The sequence below is a fragment of the Amycolatopsis antarctica genome, from assembly GCF_002262875.1.
Taxonomy (GTDB): domain Bacteria; phylum Actinomycetota; class Actinomycetes; order Mycobacteriales; family Pseudonocardiaceae; genus Amycolatopsis; species Amycolatopsis antarctica.
The window spans coordinates 310,038-329,366 of the sequence record NZ_NKYE01000004.1 but is presented as its reverse complement, the minus strand read 5'-3'; the positions used below and the strand labels follow the sequence as shown (position 1 = coordinate 329,366).

19 protein-coding genes are annotated in these 19,329 nt (G+C 71.2%); 6 read left to right on the top strand and 13 right to left on the bottom strand.

Going from position 1 to position 19,329, the window contains the following annotated elements; genetic code table 11:
- Positions 1 to 114: 114 nt before the first annotated feature.
- Positions 115 to 1,671 carry a sensor histidine kinase gene (locus CFN78_RS09365; protein WP_094862227.1) on the bottom strand — a complete coding sequence of 519 codons (1,557 nt, stop codon included), beginning with the start codon at positions 1,669 to 1,671 and terminating at the stop codon, positions 115 to 117.
- A gap of 388 nt (positions 1,672 to 2,059) precedes the next feature.
- On the opposite strand from CFN78_RS09365, the gene CFN78_RS30285 reads away from it, so the two are divergent.
- The gene (locus tag CFN78_RS30285) at positions 2,060 to 2,134 is read left to right on the top strand and encodes a 50S ribosomal protein bL37 (RefSeq protein WP_098515123.1); all 75 of its coding nucleotides are present in this window, start codon (positions 2,060 to 2,062) and stop codon (positions 2,132 to 2,134) included.
- Positions 2,135 to 2,206: 72 nt separating this feature from the next.
- On the opposite strand, the gene rsrA is transcribed toward CFN78_RS30285, so the two are convergent.
- Complete coding sequence (gene rsrA, locus CFN78_RS09360; protein ID WP_094862226.1) at positions 2,207 to 2,548, bottom strand: mycothiol system anti-sigma-R factor; 342 nt, start codon at positions 2,546 to 2,548, stop codon at positions 2,207 to 2,209.
- A complete protein-coding gene (locus tag CFN78_RS09355; protein WP_094862225.1) occupies positions 2,545 to 3,180 on the bottom strand; it encodes a sigma-70 family RNA polymerase sigma factor in 636 nt (211 codons plus the stop codon). The genes rsrA and CFN78_RS09355 overlap by 4 nt, the downstream gene beginning before the upstream one ends.
- A gap of 307 nt (positions 3,181 to 3,487) precedes the next feature.
- On the opposite strand from CFN78_RS09355, the gene ybaK reads away from it, so the two are divergent.
- Positions 3,488 to 3,964 (top strand): Cys-tRNA(Pro) deacylase, encoded by a 477-nt coding sequence (ybaK, locus tag CFN78_RS09350; RefSeq protein ID WP_094862224.1) that lies wholly within the window; start codon positions 3,488 to 3,490, stop codon positions 3,962 to 3,964.
- A gap of 17 nt (positions 3,965 to 3,981) precedes the next feature.
- Here the strand turns inward: ybaK and CFN78_RS09345 are convergent, their stop codons facing one another.
- Both CFN78_RS09345 and CFN78_RS09340 read right to left on the bottom strand, forming a co-directional pair.
- The gene (locus CFN78_RS09345; protein WP_094862223.1) at positions 3,982 to 4,593 is read right to left on the bottom strand and encodes an alpha/beta hydrolase family protein; all 612 of its coding nucleotides are present in this window, start codon (positions 4,591 to 4,593) and stop codon (positions 3,982 to 3,984) included.
- A complete protein-coding gene (locus tag CFN78_RS09340) occupies positions 4,590 to 5,423 on the bottom strand; it encodes an SOS response-associated peptidase (RefSeq protein WP_094862222.1) in 834 nt (277 codons plus the stop codon). Before CFN78_RS09340 ends, CFN78_RS09345 begins: the two co-directional genes overlap by 4 nt.
- A 167-nt stretch (positions 5,424 to 5,590) precedes the next feature.
- Between CFN78_RS09340 and rsgA the strand changes: the two genes are divergently transcribed.
- Both rsgA and CFN78_RS09330 read left to right on the top strand, forming a co-directional pair.
- Positions 5,591 to 6,595 (top strand): ribosome small subunit-dependent GTPase A, encoded by a 1,005-nt coding sequence (rsgA, locus tag CFN78_RS09335; RefSeq protein WP_094862336.1) that lies wholly within the window; start codon positions 5,591 to 5,593, stop codon positions 6,593 to 6,595.
- Positions 6,596 to 6,689: 94 nt separating this feature from the next.
- A complete protein-coding gene (locus CFN78_RS09330) occupies positions 6,690 to 7,559 on the top strand; it encodes an SCO4651 family lipoprotein (protein ID WP_094862221.1) in 870 nt (289 codons plus the stop codon).
- Between the two features lie 77 nt (positions 7,560 to 7,636).
- On the opposite strand, the gene pruA is transcribed toward CFN78_RS09330, so the two are convergent.
- The 4 genes from pruA to CFN78_RS09310 all read right to left on the bottom strand — a co-directional run bounded on the left by pruA (position 7,637) and on the right by CFN78_RS09310 (position 11,944).
- Positions 7,637 to 9,265 (bottom strand): L-glutamate gamma-semialdehyde dehydrogenase, encoded by a 1,629-nt coding sequence (gene pruA, locus CFN78_RS09325; protein WP_094862335.1) that lies wholly within the window; start codon positions 9,263 to 9,265, stop codon positions 7,637 to 7,639.
- Positions 9,266 to 9,386: 121 nt separating this feature from the next.
- Positions 9,387 to 10,034 carry a CatB-related O-acetyltransferase gene (locus tag CFN78_RS09320; RefSeq protein ID WP_094862220.1) on the bottom strand — a complete coding sequence of 216 codons (648 nt, stop codon included), beginning with the start codon at positions 10,032 to 10,034 and terminating at the stop codon, positions 9,387 to 9,389.
- 3 nt (positions 10,035 to 10,037) lie between these two features.
- Positions 10,038 to 10,541, bottom strand: a complete 504-nt coding sequence (locus CFN78_RS09315; protein ID WP_094862219.1) for a DUF6912 family protein — start codon at positions 10,539 to 10,541, stop codon at positions 10,038 to 10,040.
- Positions 10,538 to 11,944, bottom strand: a complete 1,407-nt coding sequence (locus CFN78_RS09310; RefSeq protein WP_094862218.1) for a WS/DGAT/MGAT family O-acyltransferase — start codon at positions 11,942 to 11,944, stop codon at positions 10,538 to 10,540. Before CFN78_RS09310 ends, CFN78_RS09315 begins: the two co-directional genes overlap by 4 nt.
- A gap of 111 nt (positions 11,945 to 12,055) precedes the next feature.
- On the opposite strand from CFN78_RS09310, the gene CFN78_RS09305 reads away from it, so the two are divergent.
- Positions 12,056 to 12,829, top strand: coding sequence for a TrmH family RNA methyltransferase (locus CFN78_RS09305; RefSeq protein WP_240519350.1), 774 nt, complete (start codon positions 12,056 to 12,058; stop codon positions 12,827 to 12,829).
- Between the two features lie 4 nt (positions 12,830 to 12,833).
- Here CFN78_RS09305 and CFN78_RS09300 read toward each other — a convergent pair whose 3' ends face one another.
- On the bottom strand, positions 12,834 to 13,238 hold the full coding sequence (locus CFN78_RS09300) for an HAD-IA family hydrolase (protein ID WP_240519349.1): 405 nt from the start codon (positions 13,236 to 13,238) through the stop codon (positions 12,834 to 12,836).
- Positions 13,239 to 13,433: 195 nt separating this feature from the next.
- Between CFN78_RS09300 and CFN78_RS09295 the strand changes: the two genes are divergently transcribed.
- The gene (locus CFN78_RS09295) at positions 13,434 to 14,006 is read left to right on the top strand and encodes an Rv3235 family protein (protein ID WP_094862217.1); all 573 of its coding nucleotides are present in this window, start codon (positions 13,434 to 13,436) and stop codon (positions 14,004 to 14,006) included.
- A 99-nt stretch (positions 14,007 to 14,105) separates the two neighbouring features.
- Here CFN78_RS09295 and secA read toward each other — a convergent pair whose 3' ends face one another.
- The 3 genes from secA to CFN78_RS09280 all read right to left on the bottom strand — a co-directional run bounded on the left by secA (position 14,106) and on the right by CFN78_RS09280 (position 19,218).
- A complete protein-coding gene (gene secA, locus CFN78_RS09290; RefSeq protein ID WP_094862216.1) occupies positions 14,106 to 17,000 on the bottom strand; it encodes a preprotein translocase subunit SecA in 2,895 nt (964 codons plus the stop codon).
- Between the two features lie 265 nt (positions 17,001 to 17,265).
- Positions 17,266 to 17,943: a ribosome hibernation-promoting factor, HPF/YfiA family gene (hpf, locus tag CFN78_RS09285; RefSeq protein ID WP_094862215.1), complete on the bottom strand. Its 678-nt coding sequence runs from the start codon at positions 17,941 to 17,943 to the stop codon at positions 17,266 to 17,268.
- A 567-nt stretch (positions 17,944 to 18,510) separates the two neighbouring features.
- A complete protein-coding gene (locus tag CFN78_RS09280; protein WP_240519348.1) occupies positions 18,511 to 19,218 on the bottom strand; it encodes a ComF family protein in 708 nt (235 codons plus the stop codon).
- Positions 19,219 to 19,329 lie beyond the last annotated feature (111 nt).

The following is a 19,329-nucleotide window of genomic DNA, read 5'->3' as shown; positions in this document are numbered from 1 at the left end:
ACACAATTCCGCCGCGATCATCGATCGGGCGGTTTTTCCATATCCGCCAGTACATTCGGGCAGCCGCCACCGATTTCGCCCGCCGGATCACGCACACGCGCACCGGAGCTGGGTTCAGAGTCTGCGGCTGAGCGGGATACGCAGTGCCGCCTCGGTGCCCCCGGCACGCGGCCCGCGCAGCGACAGCGACCCGCGCAGCTCCGACTCGACCAGGGTGCGGACGATCTGCAAGCCCAGCCCGTCGGTGCGCTCCAGCGAGAAACCCGAGGGCAGCCCACGGCCGTCGTCGCGAATGAGCACGTCCAGCCAGCGCGCCGAACGCTCCGGAGTGATCTCCACCTTGCCCTGCCTGCCACCGGGGAACGCGTGCTCGACCGCGTTCTGCACCAGTTCCGAGAGCACCATCACCAGCGGGGTCGCGATCTCCGCCACCACGATGCCGAACGATCCCGTCCGCCGTACCGACACGTGCGATTCGGCGGTGGCGACCTCGCCGACCATCGGCAACACGTTGTCCAGCAAGGCATCCAGGTCGACGCGCTCGTCCACGGAACCGGCGAGCGCCTCGTGCACCAACGCGATCGAGGACACCCGGCGCACCGACTCACCGAGCGCCTGCCGCGCCTCCGTGCTCTGCGTGCGCCGCGACTGCAGGCGCAGCAGGGCCGCCACGGTCTGCAGGTTGTTCTTCACCCGGTGATGGATCTCCCGAATCGTCGCGTCCTTCGACAGCAGCGCCCGGTCCCGCCGTTTCACCTCGGTGACGTCCCGGACGAGCACGATCGCGCCGGCGGGCCGGTCGTGCGGGCGCAGCGGGAGCGCCCGGAACAGGACCACGGCGCCCCGGCGGGAATCCACCTCGATCCGGGTGCCCGGTTTCCCGTCGAGCGCGTCCAGCACCCGATGGGCCACCTCGGTCGCGTCGAACGGGTCGCGGATCAGCGAACGGGTCAGCGGCGCCAGCCGGACACCCACCAGATCCGACTCGTGGCCCATCCGGTGATAGGCGGAAAGCCCGTTGGGGCTGGCGAAAACGACGGAACCGGCCTGATCGAGCCGGATCAGGCCGTCACCGACCCGGGGGCTGGTGTGGACGTCCGCGGTGGAACCGGCCCGGGGGAACGTGCCGTCCGCGATCATCTGGCACAGATCGGCGGCACTTCCCAGGTACGCGATCTCCAACGGGCTGGGCACGCGCGGCACGGCCAGATTGGTCTCCCGGCTCAGCACGCCGATCACCCGGCCGAGAAAGGTCACCGGGATGGCCTCGCGGCGCATCGGCATGTCCAGGTACCAGTGCGGGTCCTCCTCCCGGCAGATCCGCACCTCCCGGATCGACCGGGCGAGCTGCGGATGCTCGGCACTGGTGAAACGGGTGCCCACGACGTCCTCGGGATGCGCGGTCGGCGCCGTCGTCGGCCGGGCCTGCGCGACGCAGACGAAGTGGTCCTCGCCATCCGGCTCCGGCACCCCGGCAGCGGCTTCCCCGCCGTCGCCGGCAGCGCTCCCCCCGGTGTCCCCGGCGGCGTTCCCGGCGGGGACCCAGAGCAGGAAGTCGGCGAACGACAGGTCGGCGAGGAGCTGCCACTCGCCCACCACCGCCTGCAGATGATCGACGGCCTCACCGGAGAGCCCGGTGTTCTCGGCCAGCAGGTCCGTCAGCGTCGACACGGGCGGCTATCCCGCGTCGCCACGGACGGATCGGACCGCACGAACGACGCGGACCGGCAGGCGCCCGGGAGCGGACGCGACCGCGCCCGGTCCCGCCGCGGGCACGGCCCGGAACTTCTCGGCCATCGGTGACTGCCCTCCTGGCGATCGGCGGCGGTACATGAGAGGCGCGGACCGGCGGGGTGGACCGCACCGGAGGCGACATCGGCAATCCAACCAGAGCCGGAGACCGGCGGCACGGGACGAGAGACCGGCCGCACAGGGCGGGCAGCCAGGGCAGGTGCGCTGATGACACAATGAGCCGGGTACGTCCCTGGCCCGGCAGGCGCACCCGCGCCTCGCGAGGAGCACCTCGCAGGGGCCGCGAAGCAGCAGGCAAGGAGGGAACATGTCGAAGCGAGCCCGCAAGCGTCGCGACCGCAAGAAGAACGGCGCGAACCACGGCAAGAAGCCCAACGCCTGAGTACCGGCGATGGCAACGAACGGCCCCGGTCACCTGAACAAGGTGCCGGGGCCGTTCCGCGTTCGGGGGCGGCTACTCCGTGGTCTGCTCGATGTGCACTTCCGTGCGCTCGACCGTGGTGTTGCCGCGCTGCTCCACGGTTCTGCGGATCGAGGCCCGCAACCGGGCGCGCAGGTCCTCCGGGGCGTGCTCGCCGCCGCACTTGCGGGCGAGTAGCTGCTTGATCTGCTCGTCGATGCCGTACTGCTCGAGGCAGGGCGGGCAGTCGTCGAGGTGCCTGCGCAACTCGGCCTCGTGCTCGGCCCCGCACTCCTTGTCCAGCAGCAGATAGACCTCCGCCAGCAGTTCGTCGCAGTCGACGTCGGAGGATCCGCCACAGGCGCCCTCGTACACGCCGTCTTCCTTCGCCGTCATCGCCTTGCCACCTCCTGGTTGCCGGACCGGATGAAACCACGGTCCCTGGCCACGTCGGCGAGCAGGTCGCGGAGCTGTCCGCGACCGCGGTGCAGACGCGACATGACCGTGCCGATCGGCGTCTCCATGATCTCGGCGATCTCCTTGTAGGCGAAGCCCTCGACGTCGGCGAGGTACACCGCCAGCCGGAAATCCTCGGGGAGCTGCTGCAGCGCCGCCTTGACGTCGTTGTCGGGGAGATTGTCCATCGCCTCGACCTCGGCCGACCGCAATCCCCGCGAGGTGTGGCTCTCCGCCTTGGCGAGCTGCCAGTCGGTGATCTCCTCGGTGGGCTGCTGGATCGGCTGCCGCTGCCGCTTGCGGTAACCGTTGATGTAGGTGTTGGTGAGGATGCGGTACATCCACGCCTTGAGGTTCGTGCCCCGCTTGAACGACGAGAACGCCGCGTACGCCTTGAGGTAGGCCTCCTGCACCAGGTCCTCGGCGTCGGCCGGATTGCGCGTCATGCGCATCGCGGCCGAGTAGAGCTGGTCGAGCAGCGGCATCGCGTCCTGCTCGAACCGCTGGGTCAGCTCGTCGGGCCGTTCCTCGGCGGTGCCGGCGGACTCGGCGGGGTGCTCCGTACTCGGCAAACCCTGTCCTTCCCGATCCACGTCGGCAGCGGTCCGCCGTGCCGGATGGCAGCACGACGATCCCGTTGCCGGGTGCGCATAAGTCGCCTGCGACGATACGCCGTTTCCGGGCTTCCGGCTGGGCGCCGAGGCCAGGACCGGACGCTTCGTGCGATCGGTTCGGGGGGCCGTGGTGGCTACGTTCGTCAGCACATGGGCGTCAACGTCCCCGCACCGCCCGGCATTCCCTCCCCGTCCCCGCCACCGGGCCCCCACCTCGGCGGATGCCGCCCGGTGAGGTAATTCACCGGCTGCCTACGCTGTCCGTGTGGCAGGCAAGGGGACCCCGGCGACCGCGCTGCTGAACCGGCAGCGGATACCGCACACGGTGCACTCGTACGAGCACGTTCCGCGCGCGGCCTCGTACGGCACCGAGGCGGTGGAGGCGCTGGGGCTCGATCCGGCCAGGGTGTTCAAGACGCTGGTGGCCGAGGTCGACGGGAAGCTGACGGTCGGCGTCGTGCCGGTCGGCGGCCAGCTCGACCTGAAGGCGCTCGCGGTGGCGGCTGGCGGCAAGAAGGCGAAGATGGCGGACGCCGCGGCGGCGCAACGGGCCACCGGCTACGTGCTGGGCGGCATCTCCCCGCTCGGCCACCGCACCCGGCTGCCGGTGGTGATCGACGAGTCCGCGGAGGCGTTCGACACCGTGCACTGCTCGGCGGGCCGACGCGGGCTGGAACTGGAGCTGGCGCCGGCGGACCTGGTCCGGCTCACCGGCGCCGTGCTGGCACCGATCGCGGGCTGAGCCCGGCCGCCACCGCCTCAGCCCAGCGGGCGCAGTACCCGCTGCAGCCACTCCCCCGCCGCGCGGGCGACGCCGTCCAGGTCCGCCTTCAGCGAGTGGTCACCGGCCAGGGTGACGATCTCGTGGTGCGATCCGCCCTCCGGCAGGCCGAACGGGTCCCGCTCGCCCTGCACCACCAGGGTCGGCACCTCGACGGCGTCGAGTTCCGGTTGCCGGGTCTTCTCCGGCTTTCCCTTGGGTACCAACGGAAACGCCAGGCACAGCACGGCGACGGCCTGGCCTTGCCCCGCCGTCCGGCAGGCGACGCGGGCACCGGAGGAACGCCCGCCGAAGACGAGTGGCAGCCCGTCGAACCAGCGCCGCCCGAGTTCCGCGGCGACGGCCAGCCACGCCTCGTCGAGCTGCGCGGCGGGAGCGGGCGCCCGCCTGCCCGCCACGCGGTACGGCTGCTCGACCAGCGCGACGTGCACCCCGGCACGCTGGGCCGCCCTGGTGACGGCGACGAGGTCGCCCGCGTGCACGCCGCCCCCCGCCCCGTGCCCGAGCAGCAGCCCCGCCCCGCCCTCCTCGGCGCAGTGCAGTTCCGCACGGGCGACGCCGTGCGGGGTGCCGATCTCGATGGTGGTCATCGCTCCGGCGTACCGAACAGCGCGCCCTGGCCCGCCTCGTCCGGGGCACCTGCCGCCGGGTCGAGGTCCGGCACGGCCTGCTCGGCCCGTTCCACGAGTTCCGCCCCGTTGTTGCGGACGTTGTTGACCAATGTGGACACCGGCCGCAGTTCGAGCGCGTCGGCCAGTTCGAGCGACGGGGGCGTCAGCAGCTCGTCCACCTCGGCGTTGTCCGGATCGAGCCAGGTGTCCCAGTACGTACGCGGCAGCAGCAGCGGCATTCGGTGGTGCACGTCCTGGAGCTGGCCGACCGCATCGGTGGTGAGGACGGAGAAGGTGATCAGCGGAGCCTGGTCCGGCTCCCCCCTCGGATCGCGCCAGGTCTCCCACAGCCCGGCCATCGCCAGCGGCGAACCGTCCTTCGGTGTCATGTAGTACGGCTGCTTCGGCGTCTTCTTCGCCGCTCCGGCGGTACCGTTCGTGCCGGCCCGCCACTCGAACCAGCCGTCGGCCGGGACGAGGCAGCGCCGGGCCCGCAGGGCCTTGCGGAACGCGGGCTTCTCCGCCGCGCTCTCCGCCCTCGCGTTGATCATCCGGCTGCCCATCGCGGGGTCCTTCGCCCAGAACGGCACCAGGCCCCAGCGCATCACCCGGAGCGTGCGGGTGGCGGGCTCGTCGGCGAGGACCCTGCCCTCGGCGTCCCGCGGATGCCGCTGCACGACGGTCACCACGTCCTTGGTCGGGGCCACGTTGTGATCGGCCCGGAAGGCGTCGCCGCCCGTCTCGTCCAGCGCCGCGAACTCGGCGGTCAACGTGGCCGGGTCCTTCGTGGCGGCGTATCGGCCGCACATCGGCCAACCTCCTCGTGTCGGCGGCACACGGTCCACCCGGCGCCGCGAATTCCATCCTGACACGCGCACCGGGCCGGTGCGAGTACACGCCGGGCCGTCCCGGCCGGGCATGGGGGATCATCGACAGCGGCAACGACGAGGTGGACGACGAGACGGGGGTGAGGCGGGTGGCCCGCAGGGACTGGCGCAAGCTGGACGAGACGGACGTGCGCGTGCGCCCCGGCAAGGGAACCCGGCCCCGCAGCAAGCTCCGCCCGGCGCACGCCGACGCGACCACGGCGATGGTGACCGGGGTGGACCGCGGACGGTGGACCTGCGCCGTCGAGCGCGACCCCGGGCGGGTGGTCACCGCGATGCGGGCCCGCGAACTGGGCCGCACCCCGGTCGTCGTCGGCGACACGGTGGGCCTGGTCGGCGACGTCACCGGCCGGACCGACACCCTCGCCAGGATCGTCCGGGTGGACGAGCGCGCCAGCGTGCTGCGCCGTACCGCCGACGACACCGATCCCTACGAACGGGTGGTGGTGGCGAACGCGGAACGGCTGCTGATCGTCACGGCGCTGGCCGACCCGCAGCCGCGCACCGGCTTCATCGACCGGTGCCTGGTCGCCTGCTACGCGGGCGGACTGGAACCGGTGCTCTGCCTGACCAAGGCCGACCTCGCCGACCCGGCCGAACTGCTCGCCCGCTACGCCGACCTGGACGTGCCCGCCGTGGTGACCAGCACCGACCTCGATCCGGCCGAGATCGCCGAACTGCTGCGCGGACGCGTCTCGGCGCTGGTCGGCCACTCCGGCGTCGGCAAGTCCACGCTGATCAACCGGATCCTGCCGGACGCGCACCTGGCCACCGGCGTGGTGAGCGGCGTCGGCAAGGGACGGCACACCTCGGTCGCGGCGGTGGCGCTTCCGCTGCCGGACGGCGGCTGGGTGGTGGACACACCGGGCGTGCGCTCGTTCGGCCTGGCCCACATCACCCCGGACGACATCGTCGGCTCGTTCCCCGAGTTCGCCGAGGTGGCGGAGGAGTGCCGGGCCGGGTGCGGACATCTCGGTCCGCCGGACGATCCGGAATGCGCCCTCGACGACGTCGTGACCAGCGACGACGGCAGTTCCGGCAGGCTGGCCTCGCTGCGCAGGCTGCTGCTGTCCAAAGCCGGTACCGAACAGTGATGTTCGGGAGGGAACCTTACGATGGGGGCGAAGCGTCCCATTGCTGACGTTGAAAAAGCTTTGTCCGTGGTTGACGGAGACAGGGGAACAGAAAATGCGTAAGACAGCGATCGCGGCCGGCGGGTTCGCGCTCGTCCTCGCGCTCAGCGCGTGTGGCGGCGGCGACAACGGGACCGACCAGGCGAGCCCGGCGATCGGTGGCGGTTCGGCGCTGTTCGGCAACGCCCAGGAACTGGTGCAGGCCGCCGAGTCCAAGACGCAGAACAGCAAGTCGTCGAAGTTCAGCATGGACATGTCCATGGCCGGGATGACCATCGCCGCCAAAGGCGAGGGCCGGTACGACGGCGAGAACAGCGCGATGTCCATGACCATGGACATGATGGGCCAGCAGATCGAGATGCGGTTCGTCGACCGCGCGATGTACATGAAGATGCCGCAGGGCATGGGCGGCACGGCCGACAAGCCGTGGATCAAGATCAGCGCCGACGGCACCGACCCGATGTCGCAGCAGATGGGCGGTCAGTTCGACCAGCTCACCGAGCAGAGCGACCCGACCAAGATGCTGGAGTACATCAAGCAGGCCGGGACGATCACCAACAGCGAGACGACCCAGCTCGACGGCCAGGAGACGACGCACTACTCGATCGACCTGGACTTCGACAAGATGATCGACCTCGCGCCGGGCGGCCTGGAGAAGGAGCAGGCCGAGCAGATGCGCGGCAAGATCGGCGTCATCCCGATGGAGCTGTGGCTGAACAGCGAGCAGCTCCCGGTGCAGATCACCATGGACATGGGCGCCATCACCAAGGCGGCCATGGAAGCCGCGGGCGCTCCGGCCGGCGGCGCGCCGACCGAGGGCAAGATGACCATGAAGTACTCCGACTGGGGCGCCGAGGTCGACGTCGCGGCACCGCCCGCCGACCAGGTCGGCGAGATGCCGAACATGGGCGGCCTCGGCGGCTGACCCGTTCCCGACCGCTACGCGACAGTGGCCCCCGAGCGTCGCTCGGGGGCCACTGTCGTGTGCGAGGTCGGCGGACCTCAGCCCATGTGCGGGTACTCGATGAACGCCGGGGCGTCGAAGGTCTCCTTGATCGACCGGGGACTGGTCCAGCGCAGCAGGTTGAACATCGAACCCGCCTTGTCGTTGGTGCCGGACGCCCGCGAGCCGCCGAACGGCTGCTGGCCGACGATCGAGCCGGTGGGCCGGTCGTTGACGTAGAAGTTGCCCGCGGTGAAGCGCAGCGCCTCGTGCGCCTGCCGTACGGCGGCGCGGTCGTCGGCGAACACCGCACCGGTCAGCGCGTACGGCGAGGCGGCGTCGGCCAGCTCCAGCACCCGCGCGTAGTCGCCGTCCTCATAAACGTGCACGGCCAGGATCGGGCCGAAGTACTCGGTGGAGAACACCGCGTGCGAGGGGTCATCGGAGACCAGCACCGTGGGCTCGACGAAGTAACCGATTTGGTCGTCGCAGTTCCCGCCCACCAGCACCTTCAGCGCCGGGTCACTGTCCACACTGGACAACAACTCCTTGTGCTTGGCGAAGGCGCGCGCGTCGATCACCGCGCCGCCGAAGAGGGAGAAGTCGGTGATGTCGCCGTACTTCACCGTGCGGGTGAGGTCGGCGAGCTGCTCGCGCACCCCACCCTCCCACAGCGAACGCGGGATGTAGGCGCGCGAGGCGGCGGAGCACTTCTGGCCCTGGTACTCGAACGCGCCGCGGACGAGGGCGGGCACCAGCTTGTCGGTACGGGCCGAGGAATGGGCGACGACGAAGTCCTTGCCGCCCGTCTCGCCGACGATGCGCGGATAGCTTCCGTAGACGTCGAGGTTGTCCGCGATGGTGCGCCAGAGCAGCTTGAACGTCGGCGTGGAACCGGTGAAGTGCAGGCCCGCGAAGCCCGGGTCGGCCAGTGCCACCTCGCTGACGGCGCGGCCGTCACCGGTGACCATGTTGATCACGCCCGGTGGCAGGCCCGCCTCCTCGAAAGCCTGCATCGTGAAGTGCGCGGCGAGCTGCTGTGTCGGGGTGGGCTTCCAGACGACCGTGTTCCCCATCAGCGCGGGCGCGCTCGGCAGGTTCCCGGCGATGGCGGTGAAGTTGAACGGGGTGATGGCCACGACGAAGCCGTCCAGCGGGCGATACTCCATCCGGTTCCAGGCACCGGGCACCGACATCGGCTGCTCGGCGAGGATGCGGCGGGCGTAGCCGACGTTGAAGCGCAGGAAGTCGATGAGCTCGCAGGCGGCGTCGATCTCGGCCTGCTGCACCGACTTGGACTGGCCGAGCATGGTCGCGCCGTTGATCGTGTCCCGGTACGGGCCCGCGATCAGGTCGGCCGCGCGCAGGAACACCGCGGCGCGCTCGTCGAAGGGCATGGCGGCCCAGTCGCGGGCGGCCCGCTTCGCCGCGGCCACGGCGTCCGCGGCGTCCTGCGGGGTGGCGTTGGCGGAGGTGCCGAGTACGTGCGCGTGGTCGTGCGGCTGGACGACGTCGAAGGCTTCCCCGCCGGCGAGCCTGCGCTTGCCGTCGATGGTCTGCGGCAGCTCGTGCTTCTCCGCCTCCAGCTCGGCGATCCGGCGCTGCAGCGACTCCCGCTCCGCGCTGCCGGGCGCATAGGTGTGCACGGGCTCGTTCACCGGTGTGGGAACGGATGTCACTGCGTCCATGGGTTGCTTCGCCTCCAGGGTTACCGGGTCGTGGATGCCGTCCGCCTGATGAGCGGCCACCGGCCATCCTGTCACGGCACGCCACCCGTGTCGGCCCGGCGAACGCGCGCCGGCCGGACGGTCACCCCGCGGGCGGGGCGGCGGCTTCGAGATCGGCGATGCCGCCGGACATGACGGTGGTCAGGTGCTGGGTGAGGTGCCCGGACGGCCAGTCCCACCAGGCCACGGCGAGCAGGCGGGCGACGTCCGGCTCGCTGTAGCGGGTGCGGATGAGCGTCGCCGGGTTGCCGCCGACGACGCCGTAGTCGGGCACGTCGCCGACCACCACGGCACCGGAGGCGACGATCGCCCCGTGACCGATCCGGACTCCGGGCATGATCATCGCCCGGTAGCCGATCCAGACGTCGTTGCCGACCACGGTGTCCCCGCGTCCCGGCAGGCCGATGATGAGACCGGCCTGTTCCGCCCAAGCACCGCCCATGATGGGGAAGGGGAACGTCGAGGGGCCGTCCATCCGGTGGTTGGCACCGTTCATGACGAACCGCACCCCGGTGCCCAGAGCGCAGAACTTCCCGATGACCAGCTTCTCCGGGCCGTAGTGGTAGAGAACGTTGCGGGTCTCGAACTCGGTCGGCGCGTCCGGATCGTCGTAGTACGAGTACTCGCCGACCTCGATCAGCGGAGAGGTCACCAGCGGCTTCAGCAGCACCACCCGCGACTGGCCGGGAATCGGGTGCAGCACCATGGGATCCGGCGCGTCCGGGCTCATCCGCTAGAGCAGTTCCAGGAAGAACGGCAGCTCCTGCACGGCGTACCAGGCGAGTTCGTGGTCCTCCGCCTCGCCGAGCGTGAACTCCGCGTCCTCGTCCCCGAGGTCGGCGGCGTCGATCACCTCGGCGGCGGCGAGCACCGGCTCCTCCGCCTCGGCCGTGTCCACGTGCACGGCGGCGATGCGGCCGCGTGGCACCGGCCCGCCGAGGCGGACCACCGCGACGTCCAGGTCGGGACGCAGCGTGACGTCGTCGACGTCGGCGGAGACGACGGCCCGGCGAGCGGGCTCCTTCTCGCCGTTCTCCCGTTCGGCCGCCATCAGCCGCAGCGAGGCGCGGGCCGCGTCCAGTAGCGCCGCGTACTCCAGCTCCTCGGTGTCGCCGGAGGTGTACGACTCGCGCAACGCCGGGGTCAGCGCGAACCCAGTGCCGCTCACCGGGGCGAACTCGCCCTCGGTGTCCAGCTTCCGCAACATCGCGATCGTCGCGGGCAGATACACCCTCACCAGTCGATTCCCTTCAGCTCGTCGAGCGAGTCCTCGATCATGCCCGCCAGTACGTCCACATCGGACACCGCCTTGCGGTCACCGTTCAGTCCGAAGTAGACGCCGCCGTCGTAGGAGGTGACCCCGATGGCCAGCGCCTGGTTCCGCAGCAGCGGCATGACCGGGAACATCTCGGTCATCCTCGCCTGCCCCGCGTACATGGGCACCTGCGGCCCCGGCGAGTTGGTGATCACCAGGTTGAAAAGCCTGCCGGAGAACGAACTCGCCGCCCGCGCGCCGAGTGAGTGCAGGGTGGCCGGGGCGAACCCGCCGACCCGCAGCAGTGCGCGGGCGGCCACCGAGCGGCCGGACGCCGCGTGCTCCGCCATGGCGTGCCCGACGTGCTGCAGGCGCAGTACCGGGCTCGGCTCGCCGACCGGCAGGTCCACCAGGTATGCGTCCACCTGGTTGCCGACGAGGCTGGCCGAGGAGAACTCCACCGTCTCCTCGTCGATCACCGCCAGCGGGACGAGAGCCCGCACGGTGGTCTCCGAGGTCATGCTCGACCCGCGGGAGAGCAACCACTCGCGCAGGGCGCCGGCCAGCGCGGCCAGCACCACGTCGTTGACGGTGCCGCCGTGCGCGGCCCGGACCTGCCGGAAGTCCTCCAGCGCGGTCCGCACCACCGAGAACACCCGGCCGCCGGATACCTGCGTGTTCAGCGGACCGGAGGGCGCGGGCCGGGTGACCGTGCGCAGGGCGGAGGCCACCGTGGTGCCCACGGCACCGACGAACTTCTCCGCGGCCGAGATCGCGTGCGAGGCCGAGCGGACGTTCTCCACCAGCGCCCCGGGGCTCTGCACCGTCTCGCCCACGGCGTCCAGCAGGAGCTGTGTGCGGCCCGGCGCCCGGCGCGGCGTCCACGTGTCGGTCGCGGGCTCCCGTTCGGTGGGCGAGGGGTCCAGGATGAGCTGGCCGATCTCGATGGTCCCGACGCCGTCCACCACGGACTGGTGCGTCTTCGTCACCAACGCCACCCGGTCGCCCGCGAGGCCCTCCACGAAGTACGCCTCCCACAACGGGCGTTCGTGATCGAGCGGACGGGACATGAGCCGGGCGACCAGTTCGAAGAGCTGCGCGTCGGTTCCCGGGGCCGGCAGGGCGGAGCGGCGCACGTGGTAGTTCAGGTCGAAATCGACGTCGTCGATCCACACCGGCCGGGCGAGGTGCCCGGGGACCGTGGCCACCCGCTGGCGGTAGCGCGGCAGGTAACCGAGCCGCTGCCCGATCAGCGCGAGGAACTGCTCGTAATCGAAACCGGACTTGGGGCGGTCGAAGATCGCCACCCCGCCGACGTGCATCGGCGTCACGGAATCCTCGATGTAGAGGAACGAGGCGTCCAGCGTGGACAGGCGATCGGGCATGCACCGATCCTGACACAGGCCGAGGGTCCGGCGCGTGTCCGCGTGCGGCGTCGCACTCCACCCTGCCCGGCCGGTCCCGGGCCCGCGCGGCCACGTGCGACACTGCGCGCCGTGCGTGACGAGGCTGGTGCGAGCGGCAAGGTGTCCCCCAAGGACCGGTTCCTGACGGTGTACGGGCGCAAGCCGGTGCTGGAGGCACTGCAGGATCCGGCGCTGGAAGTGGACAAGGTGATCCTCGCCGACACCGCCCGCGGCCCGGCCGCCGCCGAGATCGAACGCGCCGCCCGGGACGCCGGGGTCGCCGTTGCGCGGGCCAGTCCGCACCGGGTGAAGGTGCTCGCGGGCAACGGGAAACAGGACCAGGGCGTACTCGCCGACGTGGTCGTGCCGCGGATGCGGCCACTCGACGCGGCACTGGACTCCCGCACCGCGCCCGCCCGCGTGCTGTTGCTGGACGGCATCACCACCCCGGCGAACGTCGGGATGATCCTGCGCACCGCGACCGCCGCGGGCATCGGTGGTGTGGTGGTGCCCCGCCGGGGCGTCGCCGCACTGGACCCGCTGGTCGTGAAGGCCTCCGCCGGGGTCGCGTTCCGGGCACCGGTGTTGCGCTGCGGCACCGCGGGGCAGGCCGCCGAGCAGCTCACCGCCGCGGGCTACGGCCTGTACGCGCTGGGCGCCTCGGCCCGCGACACCGTGTTCGGGGTGGAGTTGCCGTCCAGGGCGGCCTTCGTGCTCGGCGGGGAGACCGCGGGGGTCAGCCCCGAGGTCGCCGAGCAGGTCACCACCTGGCTGTCGGTGCCGATGCCCGGCGAGGTCGAGTCGCTCAACGTCTCGGCGGCGGCAGCGGTGCTCTGCTTCGAACTGGTTCGCCGGGAACTCTGAGCGCTCACCCGGACGGGAAAAGCGCGTCCAGCTCGTCGAGTGTCGCCGGCACGCCGGTGTGCCACACACCCGTCATGCCCGCCGCGACGGCTCCGTCGACGTTGCGGCGTGAGTCGTCGACGAACACGCAGGCGTCCACCGGCAGGGCGAGGCGTTCGGCGGCGATCCGGTAGACCTCGGCGGCGGGCTTGGCCACGCCGACCTCGCCGGAGAACACGAGGGCGTCGAAATGGGCGCCGAGTTCCCGGCGGGCCGCCGGTGCGGCGCCGGGGGCGTTGGAGAGCAGGGCGGTGCGTACGCCCCGTGCGCGCAGCACGGCGACGGCGGCGAGCAGCTCGCCCGCGTCCGGCTCGGTCAGCACGCCCGCGTAGTCGAGCACCAGACCCCTCGGCACGCTGTTTCCCGCCACGAGGGCGAGCGTAACGCCGTCGGGCGGCACCCGGGCGATGCGATCGGCAAGCCGTGTACCGCAACTTCCCCTTCCCCGGTCGCATCCGCGCGCGGATTCACCGGCTTGTGCCGTCTTCGTCCGCAACGCCCGGTCCGCCCGCTCTTACTCCGGGCGGCCGACGGGGCCGCCACCGACCGATCCGGGAGTCCGCGGATGTCCACCTCACGCCCCTGCACGGGCCTGCGCCAGCTCACACCGTACGAACCGGGCGAGCGCGCTCCCGCCGCACCGCTGGCCGCGTTCACCCGCCGACTGCATGCCGAGAGAGCGCTCGAACCGTCCCGGAGACGGCGCGGTCACACCTCCGGAGCCCCCGGCGATCCCGGCCGGTTCGACCCGCGCCGCGCCCGGCGGATACTGGCCGCGGTGCTGGAGGTCTGCGACGGCCGCCGCGCCGCGGCACAGCTTCGCGGCCACCTCGGCCAGGAGGTCTACCAGCGGCTGGCGGCTCGCGGCCCGGACGCCGGCGAGCGCTATGCCCTGCGGACCTTCCACGCCGGGGCGCCCGCGGACGACGTCGTCGAGGCGTTCGGCACCGTGTCGGCCTCCGGCGGGCGGGTACTGGCCGTGGCCGCACGGTTCCGGCTGCTGCCCGAGGGCATGCGCTGCACCGTCGTCGACCTGGTCGGACGGCGACGGCCGGGGCCGGAGACCGCGCACCCGGCGCGGGATCTCCGGCCCCGGCCGTCCCCGGAGATCCGGGTGCCGAGACAGCGGCGCTGCTGAGGTGCCAGGCGGTGGCCTGCGAGGCGGCGGGAAGCCCTCGTACCGGTGTCGTACCCGGACTTCCCGCCGACCGGCCTCGGCACGGTCAGGCGCGTCCGCTCAGCGGCGGGCGCCCTTCTTGCCCTTCTTGGCGTCCGCCCGGGCGGCCGCGCGACGCTCCCGGCGGGTGGCCGCCGCGTCCGCGGCACCGTCGGCGCCTCCGGCCTCGGAGTGCGACTCGACGCCGCCACCCTCGGCAGGACCGGACATGGTCAGGGCACGCTGCGACTGGTCACCGTCGAGGCCCTTCGCCCGCAGCGCCGCCGGTGCCTGTTCCCGTTCCACTGCCCGCTCGACCGGGCTCGGCCCCGGCTGCGCCGGCGTCGGCTGCGAGTGCCTGCCCGCACCGCCCGCCTGCGCGCCGTTGCCCGCGGGCCTGGCCTGCTGCGCTCCGCCGCCGACCGTGGGCACGGCGGCGGGGGTGGAGGCGAGCTGCACCGAGGACTGCTCCTGCTGGGCGGGCTCGACCTGGAGGTTGAACAGGAAGCCGACGGCCTCCTCCTTCAGCGAGTCGAGCATCGCGCCGAACATGTCGAAGCCCTCGCGCTGGTACTCGACCAGCGGATCGCGCTGCGCCATGGCGCGCAGCCCGATGCCCTCCTTGAGGTAGTCCATCTCGTAAAGGTGCTCACGCCACTTGCGGTCCAGCACGGACAGCACGACGCGGCGCTCGAGTTCGCGCATGGCACCCTCGCCGACCTGCTCGTCGAGCTCCTGCTCGCGACGCTGGTAGGCCTGCTCGGCGTCGGCGAGCAGCGCCTCGCGCAACGCGTCCGCGTCGAGGTCCTCGGCCTCCTCGGCGATGTCCTCCCACTCGACCCCGACCGGGTAGAGCTGCTTCAGCGCGGTCCACAGCTTCTCGTGGTCCCAGTCCTCCGCGTAACCGTCGGAGGTGGCGCCGTTGACGTAGGCGTTGACCACGTCGCGCAGCATGTGCTCGGTCTGCTCACGCAGATCCTCGCCCTCCAGCACACGACGGCGCTCGGCGTAGATCACCTTGCGCTGACGGTTCATCACCTCGTCGTACTTGAGGACGTTCTTGCGGATTTCCATGTTCTGCTGCTCGACCTGCGTCTGCGCGCTCTTGATGGCCTTGGTGACCATCTTGTGCTCGATCGGCACGTCGTCCGGCAGGCGCATCGTGGTCATCACGCGCTCCACCATCGAGGCGTTGAAGCGGCGCATCAGCTCGTCGCCCAGCGACAGGTAGAACCGCGACTCGCCCGGGTCGCCCTGGCGGCCGGAACGACCGCGGAGCTGGTTGTCGATCCGGCGCGACTCGTGCCGTTCGGTGCCCAGCACGTACAGCCCGCCCGCCTCGCGGACCTCCTCGGCCTCGGCCTTGACCTCGGCGGTGATCTGCTCCAGCACCTGCGGCCAGGCGGCCTCGTACTCCTCGGAGTTCTCCACCGGGTCGAGACCGCGCTCGCGGAGCTGCTGGTCGGCGATGACGTCCGGGTTGCCGCCGAGCACGACGTCGGTACCGCGACCGGCCATGTTGGTGGCGACGGTGACGGCGCCCTTGCGTCCGGCCAGCGCGATGATCAGCGCCTCCCGGTGGTGGTGCTTGGCGTTGAGCACCTCGTGCGGCACGTTCAGCTTCAGCAGCAGCTTGGACAGCAACTCGGACTTCTCGACGCTGGTCGTGCCGACCAGGACGGGCTGGCCCTTCTCGTGCTTCTCGGCGATGTCCTCGGCGACGGCCTCGAACTTCGCGTCCTCGCTCTTGTAGATCAGGTCGACCTGGTCGGCCCGCACCATCTTGCGGTTGGTCGGGATCGGCACCACGCCGAGCTTGTAGGTGGTGTGGAACTCGGCCGCCTCGGTCTCGGCGGTACCGGTCATCCCGGCCAGCTTGTCGTAGAGGCGGAAGAAGTTCTGCAGGGTGATCGTGGCCAGAGTCTGGTTCTCCGCCTTGATCTCGACGCCTTCCTTGGCCTCGATCGCCTGGTGCATGCCCTCGTTGTAGCGGCGGCCCGCCAGGATCCGGCCGGTGAACTCGTCGACGATCAGGACCTCGCCGTTGCGGACGATGTAGTCCTTGTCCTTCTTGTAGAGCTCCTTGGCCTTCAGCGCGTTGTTCAGGTAACCGACCAGCGGCGTGTTCGCGGCCTCGTAGAGGTTCTCGATACCGAGCTGGTCCTCGATGAAGGCGACGCCCTTCTCGCTGACGCCGACGGTGCGCTTCTTGATGTCCACGTCGTAGTGCACGTCGACCTTCATCAGCGGCGACATCCGGGCGAACTCGGAGTACCAGCGCGAGGATTGGTCGGCCGGGCCGGAGATGATCAGCGGGGTGCGCGCCTCGTCGATGAGGATCGAGTCGACCTCGTCCACGATCGCGAAGTTGTGCCCGCGCTGGACGCAGTCGTCCAGGCTCCATGACATGTTGTCGCGCAGGTAGTCGAAGCCGAACTCGTTGTTCGTGCCGTGGGTGATGTCGGCGGCGTACTGCTGCCTGCGCACCTCCGGCGACTGGTCGGCGAGGATCACGCCGACCTCGAGGCCGAGGAAGCGGTGGATGCGGCCCATCCACTCCGCGTCTCGTTTGGCGAGGTAGTCGTTCACGGTGATGACGTGGACGCCCTTGCCGGAGATCGCGTTCAGGTACGCGGGCAGCGTCTGGGTCAGGGTCTTGCCCTCACCGGTCTTCATCTCGGCGACCTGGCCGAGGTGCAGCGCGGCGCCGCCCATCAGCTGGACGTCGAACGGGCGCTGGCCGAGCACCCGCCAGGCGGCCTCCCGGATGACGGAGAACGCCTCGGGCAGCAGGTCGTCCAACGACTCGCCGTTGCCCTCGTCGTGACGCTTGCGGAACTCGTCGGTCTTGGCCCGCAGTTCGGCGTCGGAGAGGTCCTTGACGTCGTCTTCGAGGGTGTTGATGTGGTCTGCGATGTTGCGCAGGCGCTTGAGCATCTTGCCCTCACCCGCGCGGAGCAGGCGGTTCAGAACCATCCGGTCGACCTCACTAGCTGATCGTGATCGCACCCGAGCGGTCTCGGGCGGTGGCAGGTACGCAACCATCCTGGCAGGTCGCGTGCTGCCCCCCATCGTAGGGAAGTATGTGTCATGAGTGCATCAGGTCCTCGCCTGTACGCAGGCGGCGGCCCGCACGCGAGGGCGTGCGGGCCGCCGGGGATCCGTAACCGGGCTCGTGAACGTCCGTTACGGGCGTTTCCCTCCGATGCCGGATCGAGCGTCCTGTGCGTCGTCCGTTCGGCTAGCCGAGCCGGATGACGCCGTAGTCGAAGCCCTTGCGCCGGTAGACGACGCTCGGCTTGTCCGCGGCGGAATCGTGGAAGAGGTAGAAGTCGTGGCCGACCAGTTCCATCTCGTAGAGGGCCTGGTCGACGCTCATGGGATCGCCGGAGTGCTGTTTCTCCCGCACGATGCTGCCGGGGCGGTGCTCGGCGACGCCATCGTCCCATCGCTGCTCGGGGAGGTCGATCTCCTCGGCGTTCGTGCCGGTCGCCTCGGGCGCCTCCAGCACCGCGGTGGCGGCAGCCGGACGCCTGCCGTTGCTCACCGGGCCGTTGCCGTTCACGGCGGCGACCGAGGTGGCTTCGGCGACGGACTCGGGCACGCGGCGTCCGTAGTGGACCCGCCTGCGGTCGTGCATGCGGCGCAAGCGGTTCTCCAGCTTGCTCACCGCGGCGTCGAGCGCTGCGTAGAAATCTCCGGCACAGGCCTCCGCACGCACGGCCGGGCCCTTGCCCTTGCCGGTGATCTCGACGCGCTGGCAGTTCTTCGACTGCCTGCGGTTGGGCTCGTGGAAGAGCTCAACGTCGTAGCGGATGACCTTCTTGTCGTAGCGCTCCAACCGAGCCAGCTTCTCGTCGACGTGCTCCCGGTAGTGCTCGGGAACCTCCACGTTGCGGCCCTTTACGACGATGTCCATACACGACCTCCTCGCTGTAGTGACGGCGAGCTAGATATTCGTTGTGGCGTCGCGATTGCCGTAGGAGACGCGGGAATCCATTGCCGTCAGGGAACGGATTCGCCCCGCGGGTGAGGAGTGGGATTCCGGCTGCCCGATCACGGGATACCCGTGCATCTCGCCGGTTACGAACTCAGCCCTCCTGCGACGCCAGGGACATTGCCTTGTCACCTCCCTTGCGCGGGCGGATCTGCTGATAGCGCAGCACGCTAGCCCCGAATCGGCGGTTGCAACAGCCCCCGGGCCGGGGGATGTGGACGGCCCCAAGATCGCTACGGAGGGGCGCGAACCGTGGTCCGCTGCGGTAATCGGCCCACCCGGCCGAGGATGACGCCAAGGTGGATTTCACACAGACGGCGCATTGCCGTGCCGCCGGTGTCCCACAGCGTGCGCGGCCGGCGGTCGCCGGGCCCACCCCTGCCGGGTGAACGGGCGCGGTGCCGGCGTACGACCTCATGCACCTCCAACGGCCGGGAACCCGGTGAAGGTTCCTGAATCCACGACCCGTCCGAGGAGCATCGCCGTCGGTCAGCCCGCGGCGGTGAGCGCCAGTACCGCGCCGACGGTGATGCCCGCCGCCGCCAGCGCGGACGTACACGCGGCGGCGGTGACGCCGGTGGTGACCACGTCGTCCAGCAGCACCACCGAGGTGCCGCCCGGCGGGGCCCCGGCCGGGACCAGCCGCAGCCTTCCCGCCAGGTTCGCCGCCCGCTGCTCGCGGGCCAGCCCCACCGCGTCCCGCGCCCCGGCCGTGAGCCGCAGGGCGGGGGCGACGGCCGCGGGGGCGGCCGCCGGACCGGAGGCGAGTACCGCCGCGCACCGGCGGGCGAGGGCGTGCACGTGCGGTCCGCCGCGCGCCCGGGCAGCGGAGCGGCGGGACGGAACCGGCACCAGCCACCACTGCCCGTCCGACGGCAGCGCTCCGGGCAGGTTCGGCAGGGCGCGGGCGAGTGCCGCGCCCAGCGGCCCCGTGAGGTCGCGCCTGCCGCGTTCCTTGTGCGCCAGCACGATCCGGCGCGCCACGCCCCGATACGGCGCAAGGGCGTAGACGGGGGCGTGCCCCTCGGTCGCACCGCGGGTCACCCGGCGTGGAGCGTCCCAGACCGAGGCGCAGCCCGCACAGCACACCGCCCCGGCCAGCCCGCAGCCCGCGCAGCACGGCGGCAGCACCGTGTCGAGTACGACCCGGCGCACGCACCGCAACCGGTCCGCCGTCCGGACTCCCCCAGCCATCATGCGCCGAGTATGCCGACGCGCACCGACAGTCCGGCGAGGATCGCCCGCGCACCGACGTCGCCCATGCCCGCCGCACCCCCGCCACCGCGCTACGTCGACATACCGCGGGTC